The organism is Opitutus terrae PB90-1, from assembly GCF_000019965.1.
Taxonomy (GTDB): Bacteria; Verrucomicrobiota; Verrucomicrobiia; order Opitutales; family Opitutaceae; genus Opitutus; species Opitutus terrae.
Genome location: NC_010571.1, coordinates 1,861,994 through 1,877,602, shown reverse-complemented (window position 1 = coordinate 1,877,602; position 15,609 = coordinate 1,861,994). Strand labels below are relative to the sequence as shown.

Here is a 15,609-nt window from a genome sequence, read left to right as displayed (position 1 = left end):
GGCTGCCGGCAAGCGGCAGCCCTACGGCCTGTCCGCCAGTCGCCACTCCGGATGATCGCGCGGCTGTATCCGCGCCCGTTCGTGTAATCCGTGGTCAAGCCTGTCGCTTCCCATGAAATTTTTCTCCCTCGTTGCGAGCAACCTAAAGCGGAAAAAGGTCCGCACGCTGCTCACGATCCTTTCGATCTTCGTCGCGTTCTTCCTCTTCGGCCTGCTCTGCGCACTGAAGAAGGCGCTCGACGGCGGCGTGAGCGTCGCCGGTGCCGACCGGCTCATCACGCGCCACAAGGTTTCCATCATCCAGATGATGCCGGTCAGCTACCGCAACCGCATCGCCTCGATGCCCGGCGTCTCCGGCATCGCCTCGCAATCGTGGTTCGGCGGAATCTATCAGGACCCGAGCAACTTTTTCGCGACGCTCGCCGTGGATCCGGAGCCGTTCCTCGAGCTGTATCCCGAGTTCGTGCTGCCAGCGGATCAGAAAGCCACCTGGCTCAAGACCCGCACCGGCGCGATCGTCGGCCGCGCCACGGCCGAGCGGTTCAAGTGGAAAGTAGGCGACCGCATCCCGCTGCAGTCACCCATCTGGCAGCGCGAGGACGGCGGTCACGCGTGGGAATTCGATCTCGTCGGTATTTACGACGCCGGCAAAAAGGGCACCGACACGACCCAGTTCTTCCTCCACTACGACTATTACGACGAAGGCCGCGCTTTCGCGAAAGGCCAGATCGGTTGGTTCACGGTGCGCATCGCCGATCCCGCGCAGGCCGCCCAGATCGCCGCGCGGATCGACCGCGAATTCGCCAACTCGCCCACCGAAACCAAGACCGAGCCGGAGGGCGCGTTCGCGGCCGGGTTCGCCCAGCAGGTCGGCGACATCGGGCTGATCGTCACCGGCATCATGAGCGCGGTGTTCTTCACCATCCTGCTCGTCGCCGGCAACACGATCGCCCAAGGTGTGCGCGAACGCGTTGAGGAGATCGGCGTGCTGAAGGCGGTCGGCTTTCCCAACGGACTCGTGCTCGGGCTCGTGCTCGCGGAATCCTGCCTGATCGCCGCGCTCGGCGGGTTGGTTGGACTCGGGCTCGCCTGGCTCGCGACGATGGGCGGCAGCCCGGTGCCCGGCCTGCTGCCGGTGTTCTTCATTCCCTCGAAGGACATCCTGCTCGGGATCGTCCTGGTCCTTGCCTTGGGGCTGCTCACCGGCCTGCTGCCCGCACTGCAGGCCATGCGGCTCGGCGTGGCCGACGCGCTCCGCCGGCAAACGTGATTCGCCCCATGAGTTCGACCTCGGACTGACTAACCACAGATGAACACCGATCGACACAGATACAGCAGCATCCTGGGAGATCGGCCTCGGCTATTTGTGTTCATCCGTGTCCATCTGTGGTTCAGCTCGGCTTGGAGAACTTGACCTCCTCACCACCCGATTGGCCGCTCACGAATCCCTCTCCCCATGATCAACTGGATCATCCAAGTCTTCTCGATCACCGCGTCGTTCCTAAAATCGCTCCCGGAGCGCCGCGGCATGGCGATCGCCGCGACGGTCGGCATCGCCGGTGTCGTCGCGGTGCTCGTCGGCGTGCTGTCGATGGCCGAAGGTTTCCGGCGTGCCATGACGGTTTCCGGTGATCCGGGCATCGCGCTCGTGCTGCGCGCCGGCGCCGACACGGAAATGACCAGTGGACTCGGCCGCGGCGAAACGCGGCTGATCGCCGATGCGCCCGGGCTTGCGCGCAACGCCGCCGGTCCGCTCGCCTCCGCCGAGCTGTTCGTGATCATCAGTCTCCCGAAGCGCTCGACCGGCACCGACGCCAACATCGCGCTGCGCGGCATCTCGCCCGCCGCCTACGAGGTGCGCGGCAACATCCAGCTGCTGTCCGGCCGCCGGTTCGAAGCCGGTCGCAACGAGGTGATCGTCGGCGCCGGCGCGGCGCGACACTTTGCGGGGCTCGATCTCGGCCACACGATCCGCGTCGGCCAAAACGACTGGACCGTCGTCGGCATCTTCTCCGCCGCCGGCGGCGTGGCCGAATCGGAAATCTGGACCGACGCCGCCGTGTTGCAGCCCGCCTACCAGCGCGGCGACAGCTACCAGGCCGTCTACGCGCGGCTGAGTTCGCCCGAATCTTTCCAGGAGTTCCGCGATGCGCTCACCACGAATCCGCAGCTCAACGTGAAGGTCGTCCGGCAGTCGGAGTTTTACGCGGAGCAGTCGTCACTGGTCACCACGTTCATTCGCAGCATCGGCCTCGCGATCGCCGGACTGATGGCGCTGGGCGCGCTGTTCGGCGCGCTCAACACGATGTACAGCGCGGTATCCGCGCGCACCCGCGAGATCGCGACGTTGCGTGCACTCGGCTTCGGCTCGGGTGCGGTGATCGTGTCCGTGCTGCTCGAATCGCTCGCGCTGGCACTGCTCGGCGGCGCGTGCGGCGGACTGCTGGCGTATCTCGCCTTCGACGGGTTCACGGCCTCGACGATCAACTGGCAGACGTTCAGCCAGGTGGCGTTCGCGTTCACCGTCTCGCCCGAGTTGCTTGTGCGCGCGATCACGTGGGCGGCGTTCATCGGCGTGCTCGGCGGCTTTTTCCCTGCGATCCATGCCGCCCGCATCCCAATCGCGACCGCGCTCCGGGAAACGTGAACAAGAGAAATGGGCGATAGGCGATAGGCCAAGCCGCTCTGAACGCGTTGAGGGCAACGCGTTCCACCTGTTCACGACAGGTGGAGCCCTCCACCTCCGCGACAGCCTCCCACCTCGGACTTCGCCGGATCAACCGGCTGACGCTCCCGGCGGCGGCGATCCCGCCGCCAGCCACCACTCCCTCCACTCCAGCCATTTTCGCTCCAGATCGAGGGGCGATTCAGTGTCGAGGGGTTTCCAGGCACTCAGGCCCGCGAGACGCTCCGACAGTTTCACCAACCCGGCATCGAGCGGCTTCGCCCCGGCAGCCGCGTCTTGCGCCGCCCGCTCGACGACCGCCTTCCGCGCCGCCACCCACTCGCTGGCGAGCAGCAGGAGCGCGTGATTGACCCGCAGCCGAATATCCACCGCGCCGGCCCGGAGCGCCTGCGTCAAGCCGAGCGCGATACGGTAGAACTCGGCGGTGCTGGGATCGCCCCGATCCGCCACCAGCAACTGCAGGATGTGATCCGCCCTCTTGCTGTCCAAGCCCGGCTGCTGCAGCGCCAGCAGCAGCGCCGCCCGCGCCTGTTCCGCTCGCGTCCCAGCCGTGCGGAGATGCTGCGCCAGCGCGCGCTCGGTCCGCGCGAGGTCCGTCTGCGAGATGCCGGGCTTGGTGATCCGCCACGTCCGGAACCAGAGATCGCCCCGGGGATGGAGCACGGGCACGGCGATTACCACGCAGGCCGCAGTCGCCAGACAGGCGTAGGCAACTCGGTAGTTCTTCGCTCGCGCGTAAGGTGACGCCGCTTTCAGCCCCAACTGCGGGAGGATCTCCGTGATGGGCCTCAGCCCTTCCGCCGAATCCGTCGCATACTCGAAGGCAATCTGGGCCTTCGCGCGGGGATCGGCGGCGGCGGCCAGCTCCTTCAGCACATCTTCGCGCGACGCGGCGTATTGCAGCGCCAGATCCGTCACGAGCTTCAACGCCGGTGCGCTCTTTTCGAGGTGATCCACCACCACCCGCTCAAACAGCTGCGCCTCCAGCGCCACCGACGACGTGGTTTTGGCGATCACGCCATCCATCGCCTTGTTCAACCAGTCGAAAATTCCTCCGAGGCCGCCTGCCGGCTTGATGCTCGTCCCTCCCGTCAGAATGGCCGGGTAGGCCAGGCCCACCAGCAACGCCGCAAAGAGCGCCGTATCCTGCAGCGCGCCCATCCGGTCGAGGATCCAGAACAATGCCAGCGGCAAAAGAAGGTAGATCGTGTAGACGAGCCAGGTGGAGCGTTGCCCCCACGCATACACCGCCTTCTGCTTCAGCACCGCCAACCGCCCCAGCACCTGCACCCGCGCGCTCACGAGCGCACACATGAACACCACCAGGTAGCACGCACGCGCGTCCCAGTCGGGAGAAAATTCAAGCATGGCTAATGCGGTCGCCGGCTCGACCGCACGGGGGCATCAACGTCGAAGTTCCATCGCCGCCGCGGCCTGGCCGGAAGGCAACGGAGCGATATATGCATCCAACACGCCTCGCTCGGACGCGAGGGACAGCGAGCCCGTCTGCACCGTAACGAGGTTCTGCTTCGCCAGCTCGGCTAGCGCGACGCGCAGCTGGCCGACGTCGCCGACCTCGGCAAGCTGGCGCTTGATGTCGCGCCCGCGAACCATGCCACGATCATACACGACTCCCAGGACCTTCTGCTGTAGCGGATCGAGCGGCATGGTGCCAGTTTCCGCCGCAAGCCCGAAAAGGCAAGTGCGCGGAGTCTCCACCGCCGCGTCCGCTCCGCCTCGCGCCACCCCACGCCCTCACCACTTCCGCGCGGCGTCCTCCACCATCTGCTGCAGCATGTCGAAACGCACTTCGCCGTAGTTGATCGCGTAGCGCAGCTTCCCGTCGCGCATCACCCACGTCGTCGGCACCCACGTCACCGGAAAACCGAGCAGCCGGTCGAGCGACTCGCCCTTTTTCCGCGCCGGATTCGGATGCGTCAGCGCCACGAAATTCGGCTGCCCGCCGAGCCCGCCCGCCGCGAGCTTCGGCGCCGGATCCTGGTTCGCGTGCCAGATGTTCACGAACACGACTTTCACCTTGGGATGGTCCGCGACGAACTTCGCCCAGCCGTCCGGTCGCATCTCCGCCGCGCAGTTCGGGCACCAGGGCGCCCAGAGATGCACCACGGTCACCTCCTTGCTCGCCGCGAGTTCGACGAGCTGCTGTTCGACGGCCTCCGCGGACACGTCAGCCGCACGCAGCGGCGCTCCCGACAACATCACGGCCAGACTGAGGGCAACGAGGAATCTCATGGTGCGCGGAGCGTAATCACACTCCGCGCAGACTCCAGCCGGCCGGCGGATTTTCGTCGGGGAACGTGCGCGTGATGGGAAAGCGGCCGGGACGGCCGCGCTCCCATAGCCAGCGTTGCTCTTCGCTCTAGGCTCTCCGCGCTAGGCTTTAGGCTTTCGCCCCTCGCCCTCCGTAGCCCCGCATTCGCGGGGCGAAGGAGGGTCAGCTCTCCGCCGTGAACTTGATCGGGATCGTCACCGTCGCCTTCACCGCGGCGCCGTCCTTTTTGGCCGGCTTGAACTTCCACTTGCTGATCGCCGCGAGCGCCGCCTCGTCGAACTCCGCGCGCGTCGACTTCGCGACCACGCGGTCGACCACGTCGCCGTTCTCGTCGATCGAGATCTTCACCATCACGATCCCGGAAGCTTTTTCCTGCTTCATTTCCGGCGGATAGGTCGGCGCCACGGATTTCACCGGGACCGGCAATTCGTCGTAGTCACTGGCCGCCGCCAACGCAGCGAGCGTGGCGAACGAGCTCATGAACCCGAAAACAGCGAGCAGAGGGAGTACTTGTTTGCGAAACGACATGGTGGAACAGCGCGCCGAAGGGGCGCACGTGTGCGCGCGTTAAACGACACAACCGCCGCCGACTTGAATCGCGCGTCCGGATTTCGCGGTCTTCACACGAACTTTACCCGCGCTTTGCCCTTGCGCGTTTTCGCCAGCGGCATGCTATCGGCGGACCTCCGCAATGGCCTTACCCAATCCGGATCACGTCCTGCGCCTCGCCCAGGAACTCAACGTCAAAGTTTTTCAGGTCGCCGCCACGGCGCAGCTGCTCGCCGAGGGCGCCACGGTGCCGTTCATCGCCCGCTATCGCAAGGAAGTGACCGGCGAGCTCGACGAGACGCAGGTTCTCGCCATCCGCGACCGACTCGATCACCTCACCGCGGTCGACGAGCGCCGCGCCGCGATTCTCAGTTCGCTCAAGGAGCGCTCGCTGCTCACCCCCGCGCTCGAGCAGGCGATCCAGGCCGCGGACACGCTGACCGCACTCGAGGACCTTTATCTGCCGTTCCGACCGAAAAAACGCACGCGGGCCACGATCGCGAAGGAAAAAGGCCTCGAGCCGCTCGCCGAGTTGCTGTTCGCACAGGACCCGGCCACCGACGCCGTCGCGGCCGCGCAGGCCTACGTCGGCCGCGAATATGTCGCGGACGACGGCAAGAATCAAAAATCCAAAATCGAGACGGTGGACGAAGCGCTCGCCGGCGCGCGCGACATCATCGCCGAGCGGATCTCGGACGACAAGGACGCCCGCACGCGGCTCCGCGCCCGCTACCAGTCCGACGCGATCGTCTCGTCCAAGGTGCTCATCGGCAAAGACGCCGATCCCGAGGCGGCGAAATACAAGGACTACTTCGAGTGGAGTGAACCGCTCGCGAAGGCCCCTTCGCACCGGATTCTCGCGATGCGCCGCGGCGAAAAGGAATCGTTTCTGATGATGCGCGTGACGCTGCCCGACGAGACGCTCGCCGTCGCCGAGGTCGCGCCGCTGTTTGTGAAGGCCGCGCGCGTTGCCCCCAACGCGTCGTCGTCCACGCTCAACTCGACCTGCTCGGATCAGGTCCAACTCGCGGTCGCCGACGCCTGCAAACGGCTGCTTTGCCCCGCGATGGAGACGGAGATGCGGCTCGACTCGAAGAAACGCGCCGATGAGGCCGCGATCAGGGTCTTCACTGGCAACATGCGCGAGCTCCTGCTCGCCCCGCCGCTGGGCCAAAAGGCCGTGCTGGCCATCGACCCGGGCTTCCGCACGGGCTGCAAGGTCGTGCTGCTCGATCGGCAGGGCAAACTGCTCCACAACGACGTCGTCTTTCCCGACCGCCACGAGCAGGAGGCGCGCGACAAACTCGCCGGTTTCGTCCAGTTCTTCAACGTCGAGGCGATCGCGATCGGCAACGGCACCGCCGGTCGCGAAACGGAGGCGTTCGTCCGCAAGCTCGGGCTGCCCGCCACGATTCCGATCGTGATGGTCAACGAATCCGGCGCTTCGATCTACTCGGCCAGCGAGGTCGCAAGGGAGGAGTTCCCCGACCACGATCTCACCGTGCGCGGCGCCGTCTCGATCGGCCGCCGGCTGATGGATCCGTTGGCGGAGCTCGTGAAGCTCGATCCGAAATCGATCGGCGTCGGCCAATATCAGCACGATGTCGACCAGATTGCGCTCAAGCGCTCGCTCGACGACACCGTCGTCAGCTCGGTCAACGGCGTCGGCGTCGAACTCAACACCGCCTCGAAGCAGCTGCTGAGTTACGTCTCCGGTCTGAACGCCACCACCGCCGCCGCAATCGTCGCGCGCCGCAACGAGCATGGCCCGTTCAAATCGCGCGCCGAGTTGAAGGAGGTGCCGCGGCTCGGCCCGAAGGCCTTCGAGCAAGCCGCCGGTTTTCTTCGGATCCGCCACGCGACCCATCCGCTCGACGCCAGCGCGGTGCACCCGGAGCGTTATGCGCTCGTCGAGAAAATGGCGGCCGATCTCGGCGCCACCGTCGCGGATTTGATGCGCGAGGGGAAACTCCGCGCGAAGCTCAAGCTCGAGGCGTACGTCACCGCCGACGTCGGACTGCCCACGCTCAACGACATCATGGCCGAGCTCGCGAAGCCCGGCCGCGATCCACGCGAAAAATTCGAGGCGTTCGCGTTCGACGCGAACGTCCACGAGCCGAAGGACCTGAAGCCCGGCATGAAGCTGCCCGGCATCGTGACGAACGTCACCGCATTCGGCGCGTTCGTGGACATCGGCGTTCACCAGGACGGCTTGGTCCACATCAGCCAGCTCGCCGACACCTTCGTGAAGGACGCCGCGACCGTGGTGAAGCCGCAGCAGAAGGTGACGGTGACGGTCGTCGAAGTCGATCTGGCGCGGAACCGGATCGCGCTCTCGATGCGCAGCAATCCCGAAATCGGCCCGCGCCCCTCATCCGGCCCTGGGACCGCGACGCCCTCGTCGCGGTCGTTTTCCTCGTCACGACCGTCGTCGGGTCCGCGCTCCGGATCGCCCGCGCCAGCTCCACGCGCGCCGCAATCACTCAACTCCGACTGGTTCTCCGCCGCGCTGAACAAAAAGCGGTAGAGCCGAATGGCGCTAGGTTAACGACCTCTGTCATCGCGTCGGCGGGTAGGGCGAACCGTCCCCGGTGAGCCCCGGCCCCTCGCCGGGCCTGGGGCCATTCGCGCGCGCCTTCGACAGCCGTTTCGCCTCGCGGCCGGCCCTTCCGCAAACTCCGCGCGCGCAGAGCCCGGACCGGCTCGCCGCACAAGCAGCGCACCCGCGTATCGGTGGATTCCCGGAGAAACTTCGCCGTGAAGCAGATCCCGCTTTTCCCGAACAACCAACAGGGTCGCTCGCGGTCGAAGCTGCGATGAAAGCGCCCACCCCAGACGCTGTCGCGGCCCGCGTGTTGGTCCGCGCCATCAATTTCGAACTCGACGAGCCGGTGCGTCGGGCGACCGCCGACAAAGCTGTCCTCCTCGTCCGCCGCCATCCCTTGATCGAGGAGATCTGCATCGAGCTTGAAAACGATCCCACGCGCGAGGCGCCGCACGAATATGTCGCAAAGGGTCGGATCGATTTTGGCGGACCGGCCCTGCTCAGCAGCGTGACCGGCGGCGATGCGACGGGCACGCTCAACTACCTGCTCGAGCAACTCGAGCACCAGCTGCGCAAGCAGCGCCTACGGCCCGCGCCAGCTCCGGATTTGCCGAGCACGATGTTGCGCTGAACGCCCATGGCATAGCCCGGCACCTGCTCGGGCACCCTCTCAGGGTTCACCCGAAGGGGGCTTAGGTCCCATTCAGTTGATCCTCTGGCGCGCGCGCCGGTCTCAGCCGACGACAACCACAATCATCGCGGGTACGTCGGTCCGACGCCGCCCGAGTTTTTCTTGGTTTCGTTTAGCCATAGCCTGGAGGGCGGGTCGAGTGACCCGCCCTCTCTTTTTGCCCGATTCAACGATAGGTCTGATGCAGCTCGATCGGTTTCGGCGCCTTGCGCAGCCGGAGGTTCAACATCTCGACCCCGAAGGCGAACGCCATGGCGAAGTAAATGTACCCCTTGTTGATGTGATGGTGTGTGCCCTCCGCGACGAGCGTCACGCCGATCAGCAGCAGGAAGGACAATGCCAGCATCTTGAGCGTCGGGTGCCGGTTGACGAAATCGCTGATCACGCCGGCATATTTCAGCATCACCAGAATCGCGATCACCACCGCCGCGATCATCACGGCGAGCTTGTTGGCCATGCCGATCGCCGTGATCACCGAATCGAGCGAGAACACCAGGTCGAGCAACAGGATCTGCACGATGACCTTCACGAACGTCGGCGCGACGCGGGCCGTGACTTCGCCGTCCTCCCCTTCGAGCTTCTCGTGAATCTCCATCACGCTTTTCACGATCAGAAACAGCCCGCCGCCGAGCAGGATCAAGTCACGGCCCGAAACCTCGAACCCGAACACGCCGAACAACGGGGCGGTGAGCTTCACCATCCACGCCAGCGAGGCGAGCAACAGCACGCGCGTGATCAACGCGAGGCTTAGGCCGATCTGCCGCGCCTTCGCCTGCTGCTCGCGCGGGAGTTTGCCCGAGAGAATCGAAATGAAAATGATGTTGTCGATGCCAAGCACGATCTCGAGCGCCGTAAGCGTGAGCAGCGAAATCCAGATCTGCGGGTCGGTGATCCAGTCCATAGGGTGCCGACACGCAAGCCACTGAACCAGCGGCGTCAATGTTGCTTGCCGGGAAAAGCGCTGCTCCTTTTCCACCGTTCGGAGAGGTCATCGCCGCGCGGATCGCGTCGTCACCGGCCTTCGTCATGTCCACAGCCGAAGCGCTATGATCCTCGGAGCGGAAGCCATGAAGCTTTCGACCGAACTGCGGCCGGGGCGGCCGCGCTCCCCCGCACGCGTCCTCGCCGACTGTCCGCGGGCGCATCCCCAGCTACACGCCCACCCACGCCAGCCCGGCGCTGAGCCAGAGCGGCGTGAGCACGATCGCCAGCGCCGTTGTGCCCAGCACGATCTGCACCGCCGTGAGCGGCCGGCCGCCGTAGTGCTGCGCGATGATGATCGGAATCACCGCCGATGGCATCGCGCCCTGCACCACGATCACCCGTTTCAACTCCAACGAGCACGGCAGCCAGCGGGCGAGCGCCAGAAAGAACAGCGGCAGCAACCCGAGCCGCAGCACCATCGCGCCCAGCGAAACCCGCGGCTCGAACAGCGCGCGCGGCTCACCGAGATGATTCGCCAGGTTCACCCCGGTCATCACCAGCCCCAGCGGAATCGCGACCACCGCCAGCGAGTGCACGATTTCAATGAACCACGCCGGCAGATGCCCGCCCCACCCGAGCAAGTTCACCGTCACGGACACAAACAACGCCAGCACGATGGGGCTCAGCAGCCGCTTTCCCCCTTCGCGCCACGAAGCGCCGCTCAGCACCAGCACGCCGACTGTCCAGAGCGCCGCCTCCACGCCCATGTTGTGAATCAGGAGCACGCCGCGGCTATCGGCGCCGAACATCGAGCCCATGATCGGCAGCGGCAGATAACCGTAGTTCGCCAGCCCCGCCGAGAGCGCGAACGTTCGCAGCCCGTTGCCGACCGTCAGCCCGATCAGCCGGCCGAAATGATATCCCGCCACGATCGACACCACGGTGGTGCCGAAGCCCACCAGCGGCGGCAGCACGACGTTCCCCGCCTCGCGCATCGCCGGGTTGCCGACCACCGACTCGAAAATCAGGCACGGCATGCAGAGGCTGATCACAATCCGGATCATGCTCGCCTCGGCCGCACCCTCGACCCAGTGCACGCGCCGCAACACCACGCCGATCGCGACGATCGCGAACACCGGCAGGATCAGCAGCAGGAGGTCCCAATAGGAGAGCATGCGCGCACCGCAAGGAGCGAGCGTCAGCGACCGCGGAGCAAGAAAAAGCCGTCGGTCCGTTTGGCCGCAGCGACCGATTGGCGGCTTGTCGCGGGGAGGGGCGCGTTCGGTGGCCCTCGTCTCCGCCCCGGATACGGCACTCTTGCCGTGGCTGTTCTTCGCTCACCAACGACGACGGTCCGGATCGGATTCCCTCAACCACCCATTCCCCTTCCCGACTCTCCCGAGTCGTCCCCGCCGCGAGGCCACGAACGTGGTCCGATCGGACCACGTTCGTGGTCGCGCGAGCAGATCGTATCCGGCGCCGGGCTGGCTCGCGGAGCCGGGCTGTATCGCTCGGCCCCAACTCGCACCCTTTCACTCTCCCGCCATCGCCTGACCGGCCAGCCAACCGGTCGTCCACGCCGCCTGGAAATTAAACCCGCCCGTCACGCCGTCGACGTCGAGCACTTCGCCCGCAAAATGCAGCCCGGCGCACACCCGGCTCTCCATTGTTTTGAAATCGACTTCGCTCAGCCGCACGCCGCCGCAGGTGACGAACTCCTCCTTGAACAAACTTTTCCCCACCACGGCGAACTCCGCCGCTACGAGCATGGCGGTGAGCTGACCCAACGCAGCGTTGCCGATCTGCGCCCAAGGCGTCGCCGCCGCAATGCCCGCGCTCACCACCAGCCGTTCCCACAACCGTTGCGGCATCGGCAGCGGACTCCACGTGGCGATGTGCTTCTTGGGGTTTGCCGCGCGCACCCGCGCGAGTTCGCTGCTCAGCGATTCCCGCGTGTGCGGCGCGGCGAAATTCACCAACAGCGGAAAGTCGTAACCCACGTCCGCCAGCGCTCGCGCGCCCCACGCCGAAAGCTTCAGCACCGCCGGCCCGCTCAGCCCCCAGTGCGTGATGAGCAGCGCTCCCTCTTCCTTCAACTTGGTGCCTTTCACCGCCACCGCCGCGCGCTCGACCGCCACGCCCGACAATCCCACCAGCCGCTTGTCATCGATGTGAAACGTGAAGAGCGATGGCACCGGCGGCTCGATCGCATGCCCGAGCCGTTGTGCGATCTCGAGCCCGGCTGAGGGGCGGTTGCCGCCTGTCGCGATGAGCAACCGTTCGCAGCGAACGTTCGTCCCATCCGTCAGCGTCAGCCAGAACCCTCGCGTGGCACGGGCGTCCCGCCCGTGTTCGGGAGCAACCTCATCCCTTCCCGTCGCCGGTCGCGCGCTTGCGCCGATCGCCTCGACACTCCGCACGCCCAGGCTCGTGATCACCTGCACGCCCGCCTCCTGCGCGGCGCGCCGCAGGCAATCGATGATCGTCGCCGAATCGTCCGTGACGGGAAACATCCGACCATCCGGTTCGGTTTTGAGCTCCACGCCGCGCGCCTCGAACCACGCGACCGTGTCGCGAGGCTGGAACCGGTGAAACGCTCCGAGCAGCTCGCGCCCGCCGCGCGGATACCGCTTGATCAATTCGCGGGGCTCGAAGCACGCGTGCGTCACGTTGCAGCGGCCGCCGCCGGACACGCGCACTTTCGCCAGCGGATGCGCCGTCGCCTCATAAACCGTCACGCTGCCGCGACCGCGAAGTTTTTCCGCGCAGGCAATCGCCGCGAAGAATCCCGCCGCGCCGCCTCCGACAATCACCACACGCCTCACGTCAGCCATCCGGCCACGTTGCGCGAGCCACGGTCCGCCGTCAGCCCGAAACTCCCATCCGCCCAAGCCGTGACCCGCCGCCTCCCGCGGCAACCAACCCGCACTCCACCGAATGAAACCTGCTAAACTTACCCGAAGAAGTGACGCCAAGGTAGGGCGGTCCCGCGGCCGCGGGACCGCCGCGACGACCAGAGGTTACTCGCGGCGCGGAGCGTTCTGCTGGCCAGCAGAACGCGCCCCACCCGACTGCAGCGCGGGCGCGGCGTTGAGCGCCGGCAGGAAGAACCCAGCGCCGATTGGGCGGGCCGGACGCAGGGCAACGAGGGAGTCGCAAGGAGCGCAATCGCGTTTTCCGTTCATCCCGGCAAGCTTGCCCGCAGCGGCGGGCGCCCCCACCGTCCGCGCATGATCGAGGTCTCAGGCCTGACCAAGCGCTTTGGCGATTTCACCGCCGTGCAGGAGCTGTCGTTCACGGTCCGCCCGGGCGAGGTGCTCGGGCTGGTCGGCCCCAATGGCGCGGGCAAAACGACGACGCTGCGCTGCATCGCCGGCATCATCCCCGCCAGCGCCGGTCAACTACGCATCGCCGGCCACGACCTCGCCATCCAGCCCATCGCCGCGAAGCGCGCGCTCGCGTTCTTCCCCGACGAACCGCGGCTGTTCGACTACCTCACCGTACGTCAGCACCTCGCCTTCGTGGCGCGGATCTACGGCGTCGCCGATCACGCCGCGATCGCCGAGCCGCTGCTCGCGGAACTGGAGATCGCCGACAAGGCCAACGAACTGCCCGGCGCACTGTCCCGCGGCATGAAACAGAAACTCGCGATCGCGTGCGGATTGCTGCATTCGCCGTCGGTCATGTTTTTCGACGAGCCGCTAACCGGGCTGGATCCGCTCGGGATTCGTCGCATGAAGGATTCCATCCTCAAGCGCGCCGCCGCGGGCGCCACGATCGTCCTCAGCTCGCACCTGCTGCACCTGCTCGAGGAGGTGTGCTCGCACGTGCTGATCCTGAAACAGGGCGAAAAGATCTGCGACGGTACGCTGGCCGAAGTCGCCCAGCGCTTCAGCAACGGCGAACCGGACGTGAGTCTCGAGGAGGTTTTCCTCCGCGCCACCGGAGGAGCGGAGCGGTGAGAACGCGACGCGACTGGGACCGGGGACCGAAGAGCCCCGGCTTGGTCCGGCCTCGCCCGTCCGCCGCAGGCGTCAGCGGTATTCTGGTCCCTGGCCCTTGGTCTTTGGGCTCTCGTCTTTGACTCCGGTCGCCATGGTTTCCGCGCTCCTTTACCTCCGCTGGACCTCGCTGCGAAACGCGTTCCGCGCGCACGCCGCCCGGCTGCGCCGGCCGAAATACCTCGCGGGATTTCTCTTCGCGGCGGCTTACTTCTACTTCTTTTTCATGCGGCCGGCTGCTTCCGGCCTGCCCGCCCGCGGGGCCTTTTTCGGCGCGTTGCCGGCGGACGCGACGACGCTGCTGCTCGGCGCCGGCGCGCTCGCACTCTTCGTGATCATCAGCGGCATGTGGCTGCTGGCGAGCGGGCAGCCCGGGATTCGGTTCACCGAAGCGGAGATCGCCTTCCTGTTTCCCGCGCCCGTGTCGCGTCGCACACTCGTGCACTACAAGCTGCTCAGCGCGCTGGCGGCTTCGCTGATACAGACGCTGTTCTTCGCCCTGATCTTCAACAGCCGAGCGCTGTTCAGCGTCCGCGTGCTCTACATTCTCGCGGGCTGGTGGATCGTGCTGACGTTTCTGAATTTTCACTACATGGCCACCACGCTTACGACCGCGCGGCTGGCCGCGGCCGGCTTCGGCCAACGACGCCGACTCGCCGTCGGCGGCACCGCGCTGCTCGCCGTCGCGGGGGCGGTGGCACTCTGGACATGGCGCACCCAGCCCGACGTGCTCCTGGCGCCCTCGCTGACAGGCTGGGCCCGCGACGTGCTCACCCACGGCCCGCTGGGCTGGGTGCTGGCGCCCTTCCGCTGGCTGGTCGCACCGTTCTTCGCCGGAGGTCCCGCGGCTTTCCTGCTCGCAATTGGCCCGGCGCTCGCGCTGCTCGCGGCCCACTACGTGTGGGTGGTTCGGCTCAACGTCTCGTTCGAGGAGGCTGCCATCGCCGCCGCCGCCCGGCGCGCGGCGCAGGTCACGGCCGCTTTGCGCACGGGCAAGCGCACGCTCAGCGCGCGCACGACCGCGCGACGAGACCCGTTTTCGCTCGCGCTCGCGCGTTGGCCCGAGCTGGCGTTTCTCTGGAAAAACCTCCTCTCCTCGCCCGCGTGGCTGACGTGGCGCGCCTGGCTGAACGGCGCACTGGTCATCATTGTCGGCACTCTCGTGCTTCAGCGGACCATGGGCGACTCCTATTGGCTCGCGGGTGCACCGCTCGCCACCGCGAGCGCAATGGGCGGACTGATGGCCTTGTTCTACGGCCCGCTGCTCACGCGCATGGATCTGCGGCAGGACCTGGCCAACGCCGACGTGCTTAAGACCTATCCGCTCGCCGGCTGGCGAATCGTGCTCGGGGAATTGCTCGCGCCCACCGCGATCATTGCCGGGATCATCTGGCTCGCAATCCTCGCCTGGCTGCTCGGGCTCTGGGGGCAGCACCCGCCACAGCTGTCGGAGGTCTGGTTCAGTCCGCACCTGCGCGTGATCCTGGCGCTGGCGGCGGCGGCGACCGCGCCGTTCCTCGTCGCGCTCGAGCTGCTCGTGCCCAATGCCGCGCCCGTGCTGCTGCCCGGCTGGTTCCACTCGCTCCGCACGCCCGCCGCCGGCATCGATCTCATGGGCCAGCGACTGATCTTCGGCTTTGGCCAGGTGCTGGTCGTGCTGCTCGCACTGCTGCCGGCGGCGATCGCCGCGGCGTTGCTCGGATTCATCGTGCAGGCGTTCGCGGGTCCGGCCATCGCCATCGTCGTGGCCACGATTGCCGTGATTCTGGTGCTCGTCGGTGAACTCTGGTGCGGCGTCTGGGTGGTCGGCCGTCGTTTCGAACGACTCGATCTGGTGGAAGCTCGGCCGTGATCCGGAGTCATGAAATCGAGCGCAAGAATTCAGGGCGCGGAGGCGATGCGAAAAACCGCGCCATCGAG

At 66.6% G+C, this 15,609-nt stretch carries 13 protein-coding genes; 6 read left to right on the top strand and 7 right to left on the bottom strand.

The features are described from left to right. Positions 1–112: 112 nt before the first annotated feature. The gene (locus tag OTER_RS07655; RefSeq protein WP_012374335.1) at positions 113–1,270 is read left to right on the top strand and encodes an ABC transporter permease; all 1,158 of its coding nucleotides are present in this window, start codon (positions 113–115) and stop codon (positions 1,268–1,270) included. Between the two features lie 186 nt (positions 1,271–1,456). After that, positions 1,457–2,647: an ABC transporter permease gene (locus OTER_RS07650; RefSeq protein WP_012374334.1), complete on the top strand. Its 1,191-nt coding sequence runs from the start codon at positions 1,457–1,459 to the stop codon at positions 2,645–2,647. A 129-nt stretch (positions 2,648–2,776) separates the two neighbouring features. On the opposite strand, the gene OTER_RS07645 is transcribed toward OTER_RS07650, so the two are convergent. From OTER_RS07645 to OTER_RS23880, 4 genes are all read right to left on the bottom strand, one after another. After that, positions 2,777–4,054 (bottom strand): hypothetical protein, encoded by a 1,278-nt coding sequence (locus tag OTER_RS07645; RefSeq protein WP_012374333.1) that lies wholly within the window; start codon positions 4,052–4,054, stop codon positions 2,777–2,779. A 36-nt stretch (positions 4,055–4,090) separates the two neighbouring features. Beyond that, on the bottom strand, positions 4,091–4,354 hold the full coding sequence (locus tag OTER_RS07640) for a hypothetical protein (RefSeq protein WP_012374332.1): 264 nt from the start codon (positions 4,352–4,354) through the stop codon (positions 4,091–4,093). An 87-nt stretch (positions 4,355–4,441) separates the two neighbouring features. Further along, a complete protein-coding gene (locus OTER_RS07635) occupies positions 4,442–4,939 on the bottom strand; it encodes a TlpA family protein disulfide reductase (protein ID WP_012374331.1) in 498 nt (165 codons plus the stop codon). A gap of 202 nt (positions 4,940–5,141) precedes the next feature. Then, positions 5,142–5,459, bottom strand: coding sequence for an energy transducer TonB (locus OTER_RS23880; protein ID WP_158305386.1), 318 nt, complete (start codon positions 5,457–5,459; stop codon positions 5,142–5,144). Between the two features lie 211 nt (positions 5,460–5,670). Between OTER_RS23880 and OTER_RS07625 the strand changes: the two genes are divergently transcribed. Next, a complete protein-coding gene (locus tag OTER_RS07625) occupies positions 5,671–8,055 on the top strand; it encodes a Tex family protein (RefSeq protein ID WP_012374329.1) in 2,385 nt (794 codons plus the stop codon). Positions 8,056–8,344: 289 nt separating this feature from the next. Then, complete coding sequence (locus OTER_RS07620; RefSeq protein WP_012374328.1) at positions 8,345–8,704, top strand: hypothetical protein; 360 nt, start codon at positions 8,345–8,347, stop codon at positions 8,702–8,704. 226 nt (positions 8,705–8,930) lie between these two features. Here the strand turns inward: OTER_RS07620 and OTER_RS07615 are convergent, their stop codons facing one another. From OTER_RS07615 to OTER_RS07605, 3 genes are all read right to left on the bottom strand, one after another. Next, complete coding sequence (locus OTER_RS07615; protein WP_012374327.1) at positions 8,931–9,665, bottom strand: TerC family protein; 735 nt, start codon at positions 9,663–9,665, stop codon at positions 8,931–8,933. Positions 9,666–9,915: 250 nt separating this feature from the next. Then, positions 9,916–10,863, bottom strand: coding sequence for an AEC family transporter (locus OTER_RS07610; RefSeq protein ID WP_012374326.1), 948 nt, complete (start codon positions 10,861–10,863; stop codon positions 9,916–9,918). Between the two features lie 357 nt (positions 10,864–11,220). Next, entirely contained in the window at positions 11,221–12,522 is a 1,302-nt protein-coding gene (locus OTER_RS07605; protein WP_012374325.1) for a BaiN/RdsA family NAD(P)/FAD-dependent oxidoreductase, read from the bottom strand. 396 nt (positions 12,523–12,918) lie between these two features. Here OTER_RS07605 and OTER_RS07600 point away from each other — a divergent pair, with 396 nt between their 5' ends. Next, positions 12,919–13,650 (top strand): ABC transporter ATP-binding protein, encoded by a 732-nt coding sequence (locus tag OTER_RS07600; protein ID WP_012374324.1) that lies wholly within the window; start codon positions 12,919–12,921, stop codon positions 13,648–13,650. Positions 13,651–13,783: 133 nt separating this feature from the next. After that, positions 13,784–15,541 carry a putative ABC exporter domain-containing protein gene (locus OTER_RS07595; protein WP_012374323.1) on the top strand — a complete coding sequence of 586 codons (1,758 nt, stop codon included), beginning with the start codon at positions 13,784–13,786 and terminating at the stop codon, positions 15,539–15,541. Positions 15,542–15,609 lie beyond the last annotated feature (68 nt).